Genomic DNA, 15,585 nt, shown 5'->3' with positions numbered 1-15,585 from the left:
CAAAGCACGACGAACTTGCGTGAGGCTTTGCAACATAACCGCTATAATCGCCGCCTTTTCATCGGGCTATACGATTTCTGACATGAGCCAATCCAGCGACCTGATTCAATCGGCACAACGCACCATCCAACTCGAAGTGGAAGCCGTACAAGGCTTGTTGCCCCATATCGACGCCGATTTCGTACGCGCTTGCGAGATGATTCTGGCCAGTAAAGGCCGTGTAGTCGTGGTTGGCATGGGCAAGTCCGGGCACATCGGCAACAAGATTGCAGCCACCCTGGCCAGCACCGGCACCCCGGCCTTTTTTGTCCACCCGGCCGAAGCCAGTCATGGCGACATGGGCATGATCACTCGTGACGATGTGATTCTGGCCCTGTCGAACTCCGGCTCGACCAATGAAATCGTAACCCTGCTGCCGTTGATCAAACGTCTGGGCATCCAGCTGATCAGCGTCACCGGCAACCCGCAATCGCCGCTGGCCAAGGCTGCCGAGGTCAATCTCAATGTTCATGTCGAGCATGAAGCCTGCCCGCTGAACCTGGCACCGACCTCGTCGACGACCGCAGCACTGGTCATGGGCGATGCGCTGGCCGTGGCACTGCTGGAAGCACGCGGCTTCACCGCCGAAGATTTCGCTTTCTCGCACCCGGGTGGCGCCCTCGGCCGTCGCCTGCTGCTGAAAGTGGAAAACGTCATGCACGCCGGACAAGAGTTGCCGCAAGTCCAACGCGGCACGCTGCTCAAGGACGCACTGATGGAAATGACCCGTAAAGGTCTGGGCATGACCGTCATCCTTGAAACCGACGGTAAACTCGCCGGGATCTTCACCGACGGCGACTTGCGCCGCACGCTGGATCGCAGCATCGACATCCGCAGCGCCACCATCGACCAGGTAATGACGGCCCACGGCAAGACTGCCCGCCCGGAAATGCTGGCCGCCGAAGCCCTGAAAATCATGGAAGATCACCGAATCAACGCATTGGTAGTCGTAGACGAGGAAGATCGCCCGGTCGGCGCCTTCAACCTCTCCGACCTGCTGCGCGCAGGAGTCATGTAATGAGCAACGATCTGCTGCAACGCGGCAAAGCGATCAAACTGGCGGTTTTCGACGTCGACGGCGTCCTCACCGACGGGCGCCTGTACTTCCTTGAAGACGGCAGCGAGTTCAAGACCTTCAACACCCTCGACGGTCAAGGCATCAAAATGCTGATGAACGCCGGCGTGCAGACCGCTATCATCAGCGGCCGCAAGACACCCGTCGTTGAACGTCGAGCGAAAAACCTGGGGATTCCCCACCTGTTTCAGGGCCGTGAAGACAAACTGGTCGTGCTCGACGGCCTGCTTGCGCAACTGGGCCTAAGCTATGAAGAAGTCGCCTACCTCGGTGACGATCTGCCCGACCTGCCGGTGATTCGCCGGGTAGGCTTGGGCATGGCCGTGGCCAACGCTGCCGATTTCGTCCGCGAACACGCCCATGGCGTTACCCACGCCCGTGGTGGCGAAGGTGCCGCCCGCGAATTCTGCGAATTGATCCTGCGCGCCCAGGGCCGCCTCGATGCGGCCAACGCCGCGTACCTGTGAGCCAAACCATGTTCAGCAAAAAATTTCGTAACTTCCTGCTGTTCGGCTGCATCGCTGCGATTTTCGCAGCGGTCGGCTATTGGAATATCAGCCCGGAACGCTTTCTCGACAAACCACCGGTCACCTCGGTTGAAACGCCTATCGACTGGTATGCAACCAACACGCATACCCTGCAATACCTGCCGGATGGCAAGGTGCAGTATGAGATGACGTCCGAAAAAGCCGAGCACGTGAAGGCAACCGACGTCACGCTCGTGACCAAACCCGACCTGAACATGTATCGCGGAACAGAATTTCCGTGGCACGTGACCAGTGAGCGCGGTGAAGTGAACTCAGGCGGCACCGAAGTCGAACTGATCGACTCGGTACGCGTTGCGCGCACCGATGAAAAGAAGCGTGACATCCTGATCACGTCCACTCGCATGACCGTGTTCCCGCAGCAGGAATATGCGCAGACCGAGCAACCCGTTAGAATCGACGGCGCTGGCGGTGTATCGACTGGCGTTGGAATGAAAGCGTACCTGAAGGAAAGCAGGATACACCTGCTATCGAACGTAAGAGGACAGTATGAGGCTCGTTAAAACCCTCCCTATTTTGCTCAGTCTGGGCGCAGCACTGGGAAGCGTGAGCGCCTGGGCTCTGCCGAACGATCAGCAGCAACCTATCCGCATTCAGGCCGACGACGCCCAACTGGACGACAAGAACGGCATCGCCACCTATAAAGGTGATGTGATCATCACCCAAGGTTCGATGATCGTTAAAGGCAACACCGTCACCATGACTCGCGCGCCGAATGGAGATATCGACGTGGTGACCTCCGTGGGCAACCTGGCTTATTTCGAGCAGTTGCAAACCCAGGGCGACACCAAACCGGTTCAAGGCTACGGCGTGACGATTCAATACCATGCCCAGCAAAACCGCGTCGTGCTGATCGACAAGGCCAAGGTCGTCGACAAAGACGGCAACGTCACTCAGGGCGAGAAAATCGTCTACGACACCGTGAAGAAACTGGCCAGCGCTGGTCGCGCTACCGGCAGCAAGGTCACCGAAACGCGTCCGCGCATCGACATGGTGATCCAGCCGAAGAAGAAAACCGACGAGAAAACCCAGTAATGGCAACTCTGAAAGCTCAGCACCTGGCCAAGGCCTATAAAAGCCGCCAGGTCGTGCGTGACGTCAGCCTGTCGATCGACAGCGGCCAGATCGTCGGCCTGCTCGGCCCGAATGGCGCCGGCAAGACTACGTGCTTCTACATGATCGTCGGCCTGGTACAGGCCGATCAGGGTCGTGTGCTGATCGACGATCTGGACGTCAGCCACCAGCCGATGCACGGTCGCGCCAAGGCCGGTATCGGCTATCTGCCGCAAGAAGCGTCGATCTTCCGCAAACTGTCGGTGGCCGACAACATCATGGCCATCCTCGAGACCCGTCAGGAGCTCGACAAGGCCGGCCGTCGCAAGGAGCTGGAAAGCCTGCTGCAGGAATTCCACATCAGCCACATCCGCGACAACCTTGGCATGAGCCTGTCCGGTGGTGAACGCCGCCGAGTGGAAATCGCTCGCGCGCTGGCAACGGCACCGAAATTCATCCTGCTCGACGAACCGTTCGCCGGTGTCGATCCGATCTCGGTCGGCGACATCAAGCAGATCATCCACCACCTCAAGGCCAAGGGCATCGGTGTATTGATCACCGACCACAACGTCCGTGAGACGCTGGACATCTGCGAAACCGCTTACATCGTCAACGATGGTCAACTGATCGCCGAAGGCGATGCAGAAACCATCCTGGCCAACGATCTGGTCAAGGAAGTGTATCTGGGCCACGAGTTCCGCTTGTAAGCGTAACAGTGCCCGGTGCGCCGCCCGGGCGCTGTATCGATTCAAGCAGGAATTAATACGCTTTAATTGTTACAGCGCTCTAGGCAAACACTTCAGTTTCAGGCATATAATTTGCTTAAGTTTGGCGCCCCGGCGCCCTGTAGTGGATGGCGCATAGCGCCGGCGAATAAGGTGTTAAGCCCCTGCCATGAAACCATCGCTAGTCTTGAGAATGGGCCAGCAGCTGACGATGACACCGCAGCTGCAACAGGCCATCCGCCTGCTCCAATTGTCGACCCTGGATCTGCAACAGGAAATCCAGGAGGCTCTGGAATCCAATCCGATGCTCGAACGCCAGGAAGAAGGCGAAGACTTCGACAATTCCGACCCTATGGCCGACAACGCCGAACAGAAGCCCAACACCGAGATCCAGGAACCCTCGTATCAGGAAACCGCGCCGACGGTGGACAACCTGGAGGAAGGTGACTGGAGCGAGCGTATCCCCAACGAACTGCCGGTCGATACCGCCTGGGAAGACGTCTATCAGACCAGCGCCAGCAGCCTGCCCAGCAGCGATGACGACGAATGGGACTTCACCACCCGCACGTCCGCCGGCGAGAGCCTGCAAAGCCACCTGCTGTGGCAACTGAACCTGGCACCGATGTCCGACACCGATCGCCTGATCGCCGTCACCCTGATCGATTGCATCAACAATCAGGGCTACCTGGACGAAACCCTCGAAGAAATCCTCGAGGCGTTCGATCCGGAACTCGACATCGAACTCGATGAAATCGAAGCCGTCCTGCACCGCATTCAGCAATTCGAACCTGCTGGTATCGGCGCGCGCAACCTTAGTGAATGCCTGCTGCTGCAATTGCGTCAGCTACCCGCCAAGACGCCTTGGCTGGCTGAAGCGAAACGTTTGGTCAGCGATTACATCGACCTGCTCGGCAGCCGCGATTACAGCCAGTTGATGCGCCGCATGAAGCTCAAGGAAGACGAGCTGCGCCAGGTCATCGAACTGGTGCAAAGCCTCAATCCGCGCCCTGGCTCGCAAATCGAATCCACTGAGGCCGAATACGTTGTCCCTGACGTCATCGTGCGCAAGGACAACGAGCGCTGGCTGGTCGAGCTGAATCAGGAATCGGTGCCGCGTCTGCGCGTCAACGCCCAGTACGCCGGTTTCGTCCGCCGTGCCGACACCAGCGCCGACAACACCTTCATGCGCAATCAGTTGCAGGAAGCCCGCTGGTTCATCAAGAGCCTGCAGAGCCGCAACGAAACCCTGATGAAAGTAGCCACCCAGATCGTCGAGCATCAGCGCGGTTTTCTGGAGTACGGCGACGAGGCCATGAAACCGTTGGTTCTGCACGACATCGCTGAAGCGGTCGGCATGCACGAATCGACCATTTCCCGGGTGACCACACAGAAATTCATGCATACCCCGCGCGGTATTTATGAACTGAAATACTTTTTCTCCAGCCACGTCAGCACCTCCGAAGGCGGCGAATGCTCGTCCACGGCGATCCGCGCGATCATCAAAAAACTGGTTGCCGCGGAAAATCAGAAAAAGCCGTTGAGTGACAGCAAGATCGCTGGTTTACTGGAGGCACAAGGCATTCAGGTGGCTCGCCGCACCGTCGCCAAGTACCGCGAATCCCTCGGGATCGCGCCTTCGAGCGAACGCAAGCGGTTGATGTAAGCCACGTTACAGCGTTCCAGTGGCAGGCTATCCGGCCTGCCGCTTTATGCACTGGCAACGAAGGAGAAGCTGTATGCAAGTCAACATCAGTGGACACCAACTGGAAGTGACCGAACCTCTGCGCACCTACATCAACGAAAAACTCGACCGATTAGAGCGCCATTTCGACAAGATCACCAACGTGCAAGTCACGATGTGCGTCGAAAAGCTGAAGCAGAAAATCGAAGCCACCTTGCATATTCCCGGCGGAGAAGTGGTTGCCAATGCCGAGCATGACGACATGTATGCCGCCATTGACCTGCTGACCGACAAGCTGGATCGCCAACTCAAAAAGCATAAGGAAAAGACCCAGAGCCTCCTCCAGGGCGCGACCGGTCGATAACCCCCCATTCCATGATCCGACTTGAAAGTATCCTGACCCCCGGCCGTTCCCTCGTGAACGTGCCGGGCGGCAGTAAAAAGAAAGCCCTCGAACAAATTGCCAACCTGATCGCCCGCGAAGTGGCGGATCTGGAGATGCAAGATGTCTACGAGGCACTGATTGCCCGTGAAAAACTCGGTTCCACCGGTTTTGGTAACGGCATCGCCATTCCCCATTGCCGCCTCAAGGGTTGCACAGCACCGATCAGTGCGCTGATGCACCTTGATGCTCCGATTGATTTCGACGCCATTGACGGCGCACCGGTTGACCTGCTGTTTGTTTTGCTGGTCCCGGAGGCTGCCACCGATGCGCACCTGGAGCTGCTGCGCCAGATCGCCAGCATGCTCGATCGCAAGGAAGTGCGTGAAAAACTGCGCAGCGCTCCAAGCAATGAAGCGTTGTATCAGGTTGTCCTGGACGAGCAGAACGGGCACTAATCATGCGCTTGATCATCGTCAGTGGCCGTTCCGGCTCGGGTAAAAGTACGGCTCTGGATGTCCTTGAGGACAACGGCTATTACTGCATCGACAACCTGCCCGCAGGCTTGCTGCCGGAACTGGCCGAACGCGCGCTGATTCACACGGAACTGGCGCAGCCGCTGGTAGCCGTGTCCATCGATGCGCGCAACCTGCCGAGCCACCTGACACGCTTTCCCGAACTGCTTGAAGATGTCCGGGCCAAACACATCCAGTGCGACGTCCTGTATCTGGACGCCGACGAAGAAACCCTGCTCAAGCGTTTCTCCGAAACCCGCCGTCGTCACCCGCTGAGCAACGCCAACCGCTCACTGGCCGAGGCGATCCAGGATGAAACCGCCCTGCTCGGCCCGATTGCCGACCTCGCGGACCTGAAGATCAACACCACCAATTTGAACCTGTACCAGTTGCGCGACTCCATCAAGCTGCGTCTGCTGAACCAGCCGGAGCCGGGGACCGCATTTCTGGTCGAGTCCTTCGGCTTCAAGCGCGGCATGCCGGTGGATGCGGATCTGGTGTTCGATGTGCGCTGCCTGCCCAATCCGTACTGGAAGCCGGAACTGCGCGCGCAATCGGGTCTCGATGCGCCGGTGGCTGAATACCTGGCGGCACAGCCGGAGGTCGAAGAAATGTTTCAGGACATCTTCACCTACCTGCACAAGTGGCTGCCGCGCTTCGCCGCGAGCAACCGCGCTTACGTCACCATTGCCATTGGCTGCACCGGCGGGCATCACCGCTCCGTCTACCTGACCGAACGTCTGGGTCAGGCCCTGCAGAAAACCCTGAAGAACGTCCAGGTTCGCCACCGCGACCTCACTTAAAGGATTCACACCGCGATGCCTGCTCTGGAAATCGAAATCATCAACAAGCTGGGCCTGCATGCCCGCGCATCGGCCAAGTTTGTTGGAGTGGCCGGGCAGTATCCGGATTGCACGATCAGAGTGGGTCGTACACCAGAGACCACGGTTGATGGCAAAAGCATCATGGCGATGATGATGCTGGCGGCTGGCAAGGGCACCAAGATCTATCTGAGTACCGAAGGGCATCAGGAACAGGAAGCGCTGGATGCGCTGGTGGCGTTGATCAACAACTACTTCGACGAAGGCGGCTGACAGCCAAGGTCAAAAGATCGCAGCCTGCGGCAGCGCCTGCATTGGAATACGTTCCCTGCAGGAACTGCCGCAGGCTGCGGTCTTTTGCTCTGCTTCAACCCAACGCCGTATCCATCACCATCATCAGACAAAACCCGATCAACAAGCCAAGACTGGCCAGTTTGTCATGACCATTGCGTCGCGACTCGGGAATCACTTCATGGGTCACTACCAGCAACATCGCCCCCGCCGCCAGAGCTAGTCCTAATGGCAACAACACCTGCGCCAGACTGACCAGCCACGCACATAACAACGCAAACACCGGTTCGACCAGACCTGACGCCGCACCGATCAGGAACGCCCTGACCCGCGACATCCCCGCCCCGGCCAACACCAGCGCGATCACCAGACCTTCCGGGACATCCTGCAAAGCGATACCCATGGCCAGGCTGTCCGCATCCGGCATGCCGCCGCCAGCAGAAACGCCGACGGCCATGCCTTCAGGGATGTTATGGGCAATGATGGCGAACACGAACAGCCAGATCCGTGGTGGAATCACCGGATGCTCGACGGTGCCGACGAGCATTTCCGGGGACGCGCCGGAAACCTTCCGATCGACCAGATACAGCCCGAACGCACCCAGCATGATGCCTAAGCAGATCAGGCTGCTGGCGCCCCACGATGTCAGTCCGAGGCTTTCGGCGGCAGCAATGCCCGGCACGATCAACGAAAACGCCGTCGCCGCGAGCATCACCCCGGCACCAAAACCCAGCAAGGTATCACTGAGTGTCTGCGGCATCCGCCGGATCACCAGCACTGGCACAGCCCCGAGCGCCGTGCCGAGGGCGCAGATCGCGCCGCCCTGCAACGCGCGCAACAGCCTCGGCTCGAGATTCAGCCATTCCAGTCCGTGGGCGACCAGCAAAGTCATGCCCGCCAACAGCAACAGCGATCCCACTGCGTAACGAAACATACGCCCACTTCCGATCGCCAGCGTTTCAGTGCCCATAGTCAGCCTTGGATTGTTTTTATAGAAGACTTAAACCAGCGCAGCCTGATAACGCGCAGCGACTTCAGGCCAATTGATCACGTTGTAAAAGGCGTTGATGTATTCCGGCCGACGGTTCTGGTAGCGCAGGTAGTAGGCGTGCTCCCAGACATCGAGGCCGAGAATCGGCGTGTTGCCGTTCATCAAGGGGCTGTCCTGGTTGCCGCTGCTTTCCACCAGCAGTTTTTTCTCCGGGGTCACGCTCAGCCAGGCCCAGCCACTGCCGAAGCGGGTCAGCGCGGCTTTGGTGAAGGCTTCCTTGAAGCTGTCGAGACCGCCCAATTGCTCTTCGATGGCTTTGGCCAGCGCGCCGTCCGGTTTGCCGCCGCCGCTTGGCACCATCACTTCCCAGAACAGCGAGTGATTGGCGTGACCGCCGCCCTGATTGATCACTGCCGCACGGAGTTTTTCCGGCAATTGCTGAACACTGGCGACGAGTTTTTCTACCGGCCATTCGGCATATTCAGTGCCTTCTACGGCGGCGTTGAGGTTGTTGATGTAGGTCTGGTGATGCTTGGTGTAGTGGATCTCCATAGTCTGCGCATCGATGTGCGGTTCGAGCGCGTCGTAGGCGTAAGGCAAGGCAGGCAAGGTAAAAGCCATTTCAATGGACTCCGTGGTGATGGGGGGCAGGCGCGCGGCGCGCATTGCCGGTATCCGGATGCAGCAGGCGTTGGGTGCGCGGGTATTCACCGTGCTCGCTGATGAAATTCAACAGCTCGACGTAAGTCTTGCTGCTCTGGCGCAGCGCCGCTTCACGCAAGGCCAGGCGCTGACGTTCGTCCTGCATGGTCTGCAACAAGCGTTGATGGATGGCGCAGAGGTATTCGGCGCTCTCCTCCGGCTGATTCAGGCGCAAGTGCAGATCGGCCAGGTTGTGGTGGGAGATGACGCAAGCCGCCACCGCTTCGTCGGCATCCGCCCAGCGTTCGAACAACACTTGCGCCAGGGCCAGGGCTTGCAGGTAAGCCTCACGGGCGTCGATCAGTTCGCCGAGCATGAAGCAGCGATTGGCCCGTTCGATCGTGCGTTTCCAGTGCTCCATGGTGAGCCTCCAAAGCGGTTGCGGGGTTTACACGCCGCCGGCGGTGAGTTTCTCGGGATTGAGCAACTCTTCCAGTTGGCTGCGCGACAGGTCGGTGTGTTCCAGGGCGACGTCGATCACCGCACGGCCTTCCTTGTAGGCCTGCTTGGCGATTTCGGCGGCTTTCTGGTAACCGATGATCGGGTTGAGCGCGGTCACCAGAATCGGGTTGCGCGACAACGCTTCTTTAAGGCGCGACTCGTTCACCTTGAAGCTGGCGATGGCTTTGTCGCCGAGCAAGCGGCTGGAATTGGCCAGCAGCTCGATGCTGCTCAGCAGGTTCTGCGCGATGATCGGCAGCATCACGTTCAGTTCGAAATTGCCCGACTGACCGGCAATGGTGATCACCGAATCGTTGCCGATCACCTGCGCGGCAACCATGGCGGTGGCTTCCGGGATCACCGGATTGACTTTGCCCGGCATGATCGACGAGCCCGGTTGCAGGGCTTCGAGTTCGATTTCACCGAGGCCGGCAAGCGGGCCTGAGTTCATCCAGCGCAGGTCGTTGGCGATTTTCATCAGCGACACCGCAGTGGCCTTGAGCCGGCCGGAGACGGCGACGGCGGTGTCCTGCGAGCCGATCAGCGCGAACAGATCCTTGCCCGGGGTGAATTCCACGTCGGTCAATTGACTCAACTGGCGGCTGAAACGTGCGGCGAATTCAGGATGCGCGTTGATCCCGGTGCCGACCGCCGTGCCACCCTGCGCCAGGGATTGCAGGCTTGGCAGCAAATCCTGCAGATGACTGATGTTGGCCTTGAGCTGCTGCGCCCAACCGTTCAGTACCTGGCTCATGCGCACCGGCATCGCGTCCATCAAATGCGTGCGGCCGGTTTTGACGTGGCGATGTACGTGCGTGGCTTTGTGCTCGATCACTTGCACCAGGTGCAGCAGCGCCGGCAGCAGTTGTTCGTGCAGGGCCAGCGCAGCACTGACGTGAATGGTGGTCGGGATGATGTCGTTGCTGCTCTGGCCGCAGTTGACGTGATCGTTGGCGTTGACCGGCTCGCCGAGCAGACGGCTGGCCAGGGTGGCGATCACTTCGTTGGCGTTCATGTTGGAACTGGTGCCGGAACCGGTCTGGAAGATGTCCACCGGGAAATGCGGCATGAAGTCGCCTTCGAGCAAGCCTTGCGCGGCGTCGCTGATGGCTTTGCCCTGCGCGGCGCTGATCTGATTGAGTTCAACGTTGGCGCGGGCGGCGGCGGCTTTGGCGAGGATCAGCGCGCGGATGAATTGCGTCGGCATCGGTTTGCCGCTAATCGGGAAGTTATCCACCGCGCGCTGGGTTTGCGCGCCGTAGAGAGCGTCCACCGGCACCTGCAGTTCGCCCATGCTGTCGCGCTCAATACGTGTCTTGGTCATCTGAAAATCCTTGCACCAGTTCAATAAGAGGAATCGAGGGCAGCAGTTCGCAGGTGGCGAGCTGCCAGGTATAGCGTTGCCAACGCTGGAGCCGGAATTTGCACAGGGACAGGCGCTCCATTTCACGCAGTGGACGCCAGGCTTGATCGAGACAGAAGCTGCGCCAATGCCACGGCAAGGCGATGTCGGTGGCCGTGTCGAGCAGCAGATGGAAGGAGGTTTCAGCGATGGTCCAGGGAGAAGTCGCCGTACAACAGGCCAGATACCGGCCCTCGGCCAGATAGTGTTCGATCAGGCGCGGTTCGTCGGGATCCATCGCGCAACGGATCTGGCGACTCATCCAGCGCCAGCTTTCGAGGTACGGCTGCTCGTGCAAGGCAGAACTCATGATCCGGGGCTCATCCGATAATGAGATTTATTATTAGATGATAATGAGAACCAAAACAAGAGCGTCGAACCATGCAGATCTCATTGTGAGAGCGAGCCTGCTCGCGAAGGCGTCGTGCCGGTCACCACTGCGGTCGGCCGTGAAATCGCTTTCGCGAGTAGGCTCGCTCCCACATTGGTTTTGTATGGAGCCAATAAAAAAGGCGCGCCACCCGATGAGGTGGCGCGCCTTTTGTGTGTGACGGCCGGGGTTTAGCTGCCCGCGACAGTCATCCGTTCGATCAACACCGAACCGGTCCGAATGTTGCTGCGCAGCTCCAGATCATTACCGACCGCGACGATCTGCTTGAACATGTCGCGCATGTTGCCGGCGATGGTCACCTCCTGCACGGCGAACTGGATTTCGCCATTCTCGACCCAGAAACCCGCCGCCCCGCGCGAATAGTCGCCGGTGACCATGTTCAAGCCATGGCCCATCAATTCGGTGACCAGCAAGCCACGGCCCATGCGCTTCAACAGTGCAGCCTGGTCTTCATCGCCATGGGTGACGAACAGGTTGTGTACGCCGCCTGCGTTGGCCGTGCTCGGCATACCGAGTTTACGTCCGGAGTACGTGCCGAGGATGTACGACACCAGCTCGCCCTTTTCGACGAACGGTTTGGCATACGTCGCCAGACCATCACCGTCGTAGGAAGCACTGCCCATCGCGCGCATCAGGTGCGGACGCTCATCGATGGTCAGCCATTCCGGGAACAGCTTCTGCCCCAGGGTGCCTTCAAGGAAGGACGACTTGCGATACAGGCTGCCACCGGACACCGCCGAGAGGAAACTGCCAAACAGACCACCCGCCAGTTCTGCGGAAAACAGCACCGGCACTTCGCAAGTCGGCACCGGGCGCGCGCCCAGACGGCTCGCCGCCCGTTGCGCAGCACGCTGGCCGATGCTTACCGGATCCGCGAGCAAAGTGCCCTGACGGTTTACGTCATACCAGTAATCGCGCTGCATCTGGCCATCGGCCTCGGCAATCATCACGCAACTCAGGCTGTGCCGGGTCGATGCGTAGCCACCAATGAAACCGTGGCTGTTGCCGTACACGCGGCAGCCCTGATGAGTACTGAGGGTGGTGCCGTCGGCATTCTTGATTCGCGCATCGGCGTCGAATGCCGCCGCTTCACAGAGCAAGGCCTTCTCGATGGCCTGCTCCGGGGTGATGTCCCACTCGTGGAACAGGTCGAAATCGTGTTGTTCCTTGGCCATCAACGCCGCATCGGCCAGGCCCGAGGCCTCGTCTTCGGATGTGTGTTTAGCAATGGCCAGTGCCGCCGCGACGGTCTCGCGAATCGCATCCGGACCGGTCGCCGACGTGCTGGCCGAGCCTTTGCGCTGGCCCACATACAGGGTGATGCCAAAGCCCTGATCGCGGTTGAACTCGACCGTTTCGACTTCGCGCTGACGCACCGACGTCGACAGTCCCTGCTCCAGCGACACCGCGACTTCGCAGGCACTGGCGCCCTGACGCTTGGCTTCGGCGATGATCTGCTCGACTTGTTCCTGCAGTGCCGGCAATGCCTGCGGGCCGACGCTTTGAACTGCACTCATGCTCATCTCCACTCAAATTCTGCTTTCGGCTGGGGTCATCGAGCGACCGGGCCGGACAAGCGGCCCCCGACTGGTTATCATGGCGGCGTTTCTTTGCGGACTGCCACCATGGTTGATTCTTACGACGACTCCCTCGATACGGGAGAAAAAAGCAAATCTCAGGTCAAACGCGAGCTGCATGCTCTGGTTGACCTCGGCGAGCGCCTGACAACACTCAAGCCAGACTTGATCGCAAAACTGCCGCTGACCGACGCTATGCGCCGGGCGTTGGCCGATGCGCCCAAGCACACCGCGAACATCGCGCGTAAACGGCACTTGCAGTTCATCGGCAAACTGATGCGCGATCAGGACACTGACGCGATTCTGACCTTGCTCGATCAACTCGATGCCTCGACTCGTCAGTACAACGAGCGTTTCCACAATCTCGAACGCTGGCGTGATCGCCTGATCGCGGGCGACGATGCCGTGCTGGAAAAATTCGTCGTCGAGTATCCGGACGCCGATCGCCAGCAACTGCGTTCCCTGATCCGTCAGGCTCAGCACGAGGTTGCGCAAAACAAACCTCCTGCTTCCAGCCGCAAGATCTTCAAGTACATCCGTGAGCTGGACGAGACTCAACGCGGTCTGCGTTGATATTCGCCACCGGGTGGTCGCCCTGCGCGCCACCCGAAGCTCCACCTCCTCTTATGCGCCCGTGCCACCCACGGTGATCGCATCGATTTTCAGCGTCGGCTGACCGACACCTACCGGCACCGATTGCCCATCCTTGCCGCACGTGCCCACACCGCTGTCCAGCGCCAGATCGTTACCGACCATCGACACCCGGCTCATCGCCTCGGGGCCGTTGCCGATCAACGTCGCGCCTTTGACCGGCGCAGTGATCTTGCCGTCTTCGATCAGGTACGCCTCGCTGGTGGAGAACACAAACTTGCCGCTGGTGATATCGACCTGACCGCCGCCGAGGTTGGCGCAGTAGATGCCCTTCTTCACCGACGCGATGATTTCTGCCGGATCGCTTTCGCCACCGAGCATGTAAGTGTTGGTCATGCGTGGCATCGGCAGATGCGCATAGGATTCACGACGACCGTTACCGGTGCGGGCCACGCCCATCAACCGCGCGTTGAGCTTGTCTTGCATATAGCCCTTGAGTACGCCGTTTTCGATCAGCGTGGTGCACTCTGTTGGCGTGCCTTCGTCGTCGACGCTGAGCGAACCGCGACGGCCGCTCAAGGTGCCGTCATCGACAATGGTGCAAAGCTTCGAGGCAACCATTTCACCCATGCGACCGCTGTACGCCGAGCTGCCCTTGCGGTTGAAATCGCCTTCCAGACCATGACCGACCGCTTCGTGCAACAGCACGCCGGACCAGCCCGAACCCAATACCACCGGCAAGGTGCCAGCCGGTGCCGGAATCGCTTCCAGATTCACCAGCGCTTGGCGCAACGCTTCACGGGCATAGCCCATGGCGCGATCTTCGGCGAGGAAATAGCGGTAATCGGTACGCCCGCCGCCGCCATGCCCGCCACGCTCGCGACGGCCATTCTGTTCGACGATCACACTGACGTTGAAACGCACCAGTGGACGCACATCGGCGGCCAGACCGCCGTCGGTGGACGCCACCAGAATCCGCTCCCACACACCCGCCATGCTGACGCTGACCTGCTGGATACGCGGGTCAAGTGCGCGGGTGGCGACATCGATGCGCTTGAGCAGCTCGACTTTCTCGGCGCGGCTCAACACTTCCAGCGGGTTATCCGGCGCGTATAACTGTGCAACATCTTGAGTGGTAAACGCCTGGACTGTGCCGTTCTGCCCGGCCCGGGAGATCGAACGCGCGGCACGGGCCGCTGCGCCGAGGGCTTCGAGGGTGATCGCGTTGCTGTAGGCAAAACCGGTTTTCTCACCGGACTGCGCGCGCACGCCGACACCCTGATCAAGGTTGAAGCTGCCTTCCTTGACGATGCCGTCTTCCAGCGCCCAGGATTCGGAAATCTGGCCCTGGAAATACAGGTCGGCGGCGTCGATGCCGGGGCCGGCCAGGTCGCCGAGCACGCCTTGCAGGCTCTCGATCGTCACGCCGCCGGGCGCCAACAGGTGATCACTGACTGAGGACAACAACTCGCTCATAGGTTTACGCCTTAAATTCGTGTTCTGAGGCAGGCCGCTGTGCGCCCTGCGAGAAAAACCGCCGATGACGCGTCACCGGCATTCGCGCCCTGATGGACGCTTGTTCATTGCTATCGCGCTCGGCCAACAACACCGCTTCGCCTTGATCCTGACTCGCCAGCACCCGGCCCCACGGGTCGATGATTGCCGCATGGCCGAACGTTTCTCGCGGTCCCGGATGGGTTCCGCCTTGTGCTGCGGCAAGCACATAACACTGTGTCTCGATGGCGCGTGCGCGAATCAGCACATCCCAATGCGCTGCGCCGGTCACCGCAGTAAAGGCTGACGGTGCGGTAATCAACTCGGCACCGGCGGCACGTAATTCGCTGTACAGCTCGGGAAAGCGCAAGTCGTAACACACGGTCAGACCGACTCGCCCCACGGGCGTATCGGCAACGACAACGCCACTGCCATAAGCATAGTCATCGGATTCGCGATAACGGCCGCGATTGTCCGCCACATCCACATCGAACAGATGCAACTTGTCATAGCGGGCAACGACTTCGCCATGCTCATTGACCAGCAGCGAGCAGGCGTTGGCTTTGGCCGTCGGCTGATCCACTGGAGGCAACGGCAAGGTGCCGGCCACTATCCATAACTTGAGGTCGCGGGCGGTCTGTTTCAACCACGGCAGGATCGGCCCTTCGCCCAATGCTTCGGCGCGGCCGATATCAGCGATGTCGCGACGGCCCATGGCGGCGAAGTTTTCCGGCAGCACCGCCAGCTTCGCGCCACCGGCCGCTGCCTGTTCGAGCAGGCGCCGGGCCTGGGCCAGATTGGCCAGCACGTCGCTCTGGCTGACCATTTGAATCACCGCTAAAGACATGGCGAACTCCGCAAGAGATATG

The 15,585-nt window shown here is 59.9% G+C and carries 19 protein-coding genes; 11 read left to right on the top strand and 8 right to left on the bottom strand.

The window, feature by feature from the left end:
- Positions 1 to 82: 82 nt before the first annotated feature.
- From BMY54_RS19775 to BMY54_RS19730, 10 genes are all read left to right on the top strand, one after another.
- Positions 83 to 1,057 (top strand): KpsF/GutQ family sugar-phosphate isomerase, encoded by a 975-nt coding sequence (locus BMY54_RS19775; RefSeq protein ID WP_007912405.1) that lies wholly within the window; start codon positions 83 to 85, stop codon positions 1,055 to 1,057.
- Positions 1,057 to 1,581 (top strand): KdsC family phosphatase, encoded by a 525-nt coding sequence (locus BMY54_RS19770; protein ID WP_093435982.1) that lies wholly within the window; start codon positions 1,057 to 1,059, stop codon positions 1,579 to 1,581. Before BMY54_RS19775 ends, BMY54_RS19770 begins: the two co-directional genes overlap by 1 nt.
- An 8-nt stretch (positions 1,582 to 1,589) precedes the next feature.
- The gene (gene lptC / locus BMY54_RS19765) at positions 1,590 to 2,162 is read left to right on the top strand and encodes an LPS export ABC transporter periplasmic protein LptC (protein WP_038357537.1); all 573 of its coding nucleotides are present in this window, start codon (positions 1,590 to 1,592) and stop codon (positions 2,160 to 2,162) included.
- Entirely contained in the window at positions 2,149 to 2,694 is a 546-nt protein-coding gene (gene lptA, locus BMY54_RS19760) for a lipopolysaccharide transport periplasmic protein LptA (RefSeq protein ID WP_016984154.1), read from the top strand. Before lptC ends, lptA begins: the two co-directional genes overlap by 14 nt.
- Entirely contained in the window at positions 2,694 to 3,419 is a 726-nt protein-coding gene (lptB, locus tag BMY54_RS19755; protein ID WP_008085069.1) for an LPS export ABC transporter ATP-binding protein, read from the top strand. Before lptA ends, lptB begins: the two co-directional genes overlap by 1 nt.
- A 187-nt stretch (positions 3,420 to 3,606) precedes the next feature.
- Positions 3,607 to 5,100, top strand: coding sequence for an RNA polymerase factor sigma-54 (locus BMY54_RS19750; protein WP_093435977.1), 1,494 nt, complete (start codon positions 3,607 to 3,609; stop codon positions 5,098 to 5,100).
- Between the two features lie 73 nt (positions 5,101 to 5,173).
- Positions 5,174 to 5,482: a ribosome hibernation-promoting factor, HPF/YfiA family gene (gene hpf / locus BMY54_RS19745; RefSeq protein ID WP_093435973.1), complete on the top strand. Its 309-nt coding sequence runs from the start codon at positions 5,174 to 5,176 to the stop codon at positions 5,480 to 5,482.
- A gap of 11 nt (positions 5,483 to 5,493) precedes the next feature.
- Positions 5,494 to 5,958, top strand: coding sequence for a PTS IIA-like nitrogen regulatory protein PtsN (gene ptsN, locus BMY54_RS19740; protein ID WP_093435969.1), 465 nt, complete (start codon positions 5,494 to 5,496; stop codon positions 5,956 to 5,958).
- Positions 5,959 to 5,960: 2 nt separating this feature from the next.
- Positions 5,961 to 6,818 carry an RNase adapter RapZ gene (gene rapZ / locus BMY54_RS19735; protein WP_038357533.1) on the top strand — a complete coding sequence of 286 codons (858 nt, stop codon included), beginning with the start codon at positions 5,961 to 5,963 and terminating at the stop codon, positions 6,816 to 6,818.
- 15 nt (positions 6,819 to 6,833) lie between these two features.
- The gene (locus BMY54_RS19730; protein ID WP_008085079.1) at positions 6,834 to 7,109 is read left to right on the top strand and encodes an HPr family phosphocarrier protein; all 276 of its coding nucleotides are present in this window, start codon (positions 6,834 to 6,836) and stop codon (positions 7,107 to 7,109) included.
- Positions 7,110 to 7,203: 94 nt separating this feature from the next.
- On the opposite strand, the gene BMY54_RS19725 is transcribed toward BMY54_RS19730, so the two are convergent.
- The 6 genes from BMY54_RS19725 to pmbA all read right to left on the bottom strand — a co-directional run bounded on the left by BMY54_RS19725 (position 7,204) and on the right by pmbA (position 12,571).
- Positions 7,204 to 8,097, bottom strand: a complete 894-nt coding sequence (locus tag BMY54_RS19725; protein ID WP_093435964.1) for a ZIP family metal transporter — start codon at positions 8,095 to 8,097, stop codon at positions 7,204 to 7,206.
- 30 nt (positions 8,098 to 8,127) lie between these two features.
- Positions 8,128 to 8,739, bottom strand: a complete 612-nt coding sequence (locus BMY54_RS19720; RefSeq protein ID WP_093435959.1) for a superoxide dismutase — start codon at positions 8,737 to 8,739, stop codon at positions 8,128 to 8,130.
- A gap of 1 nt (position 8,740) precedes the next feature.
- Positions 8,741 to 9,181: a hypothetical protein gene (locus BMY54_RS19715; protein ID WP_016984162.1), complete on the bottom strand. Its 441-nt coding sequence runs from the start codon at positions 9,179 to 9,181 to the stop codon at positions 8,741 to 8,743.
- A gap of 27 nt (positions 9,182 to 9,208) precedes the next feature.
- Complete coding sequence (locus BMY54_RS19710) at positions 9,209 to 10,585, bottom strand: class II fumarate hydratase (protein ID WP_093435954.1); 1,377 nt, start codon at positions 10,583 to 10,585, stop codon at positions 9,209 to 9,211.
- Positions 10,566 to 10,973, bottom strand: a complete 408-nt coding sequence (locus BMY54_RS19705) for a FagA protein (RefSeq protein WP_093435950.1) — start codon at positions 10,971 to 10,973, stop codon at positions 10,566 to 10,568. Before BMY54_RS19705 ends, BMY54_RS19710 begins: the two co-directional genes overlap by 20 nt.
- Positions 10,974 to 11,224: 251 nt before the next feature.
- Positions 11,225 to 12,571 (bottom strand): metalloprotease PmbA, encoded by a 1,347-nt coding sequence (gene pmbA, locus BMY54_RS19700; protein ID WP_093435945.1) that lies wholly within the window; start codon positions 12,569 to 12,571, stop codon positions 11,225 to 11,227.
- Between the two features lie 108 nt (positions 12,572 to 12,679).
- Here pmbA and yjgA point away from each other — a divergent pair, with 108 nt between their 5' ends.
- Entirely contained in the window at positions 12,680 to 13,204 is a 525-nt protein-coding gene (gene yjgA / locus BMY54_RS19695; RefSeq protein ID WP_007915377.1) for a ribosome biogenesis factor YjgA, read from the top strand.
- A gap of 51 nt (positions 13,205 to 13,255) precedes the next feature.
- Here yjgA and tldD read toward each other — a convergent pair whose 3' ends face one another.
- Both tldD and BMY54_RS19685 read right to left on the bottom strand, forming a co-directional pair.
- A complete protein-coding gene (gene tldD / locus BMY54_RS19690) occupies positions 13,256 to 14,698 on the bottom strand; it encodes a metalloprotease TldD (RefSeq protein WP_034154473.1) in 1,443 nt (480 codons plus the stop codon).
- 4 nt (positions 14,699 to 14,702) lie between these two features.
- Entirely contained in the window at positions 14,703 to 15,563 is an 861-nt protein-coding gene (locus BMY54_RS19685; RefSeq protein WP_093435941.1) for a carbon-nitrogen hydrolase family protein, read from the bottom strand.
- Positions 15,564 to 15,585: the final 22 nt, after the last annotated feature.

Origin of the sequence: Pseudomonas sp. ok266, from assembly GCF_900110195.1 — a bacterium.
In the GTDB taxonomy this organism is placed as follows: Bacteria; Pseudomonadota; Gammaproteobacteria; order Pseudomonadales; family Pseudomonadaceae; genus Aquipseudomonas; species Aquipseudomonas neuropathica.
Note: the sequence above shows the minus strand (reverse complement) of the source record. Positions and strands in the feature narration are given on the sequence as shown.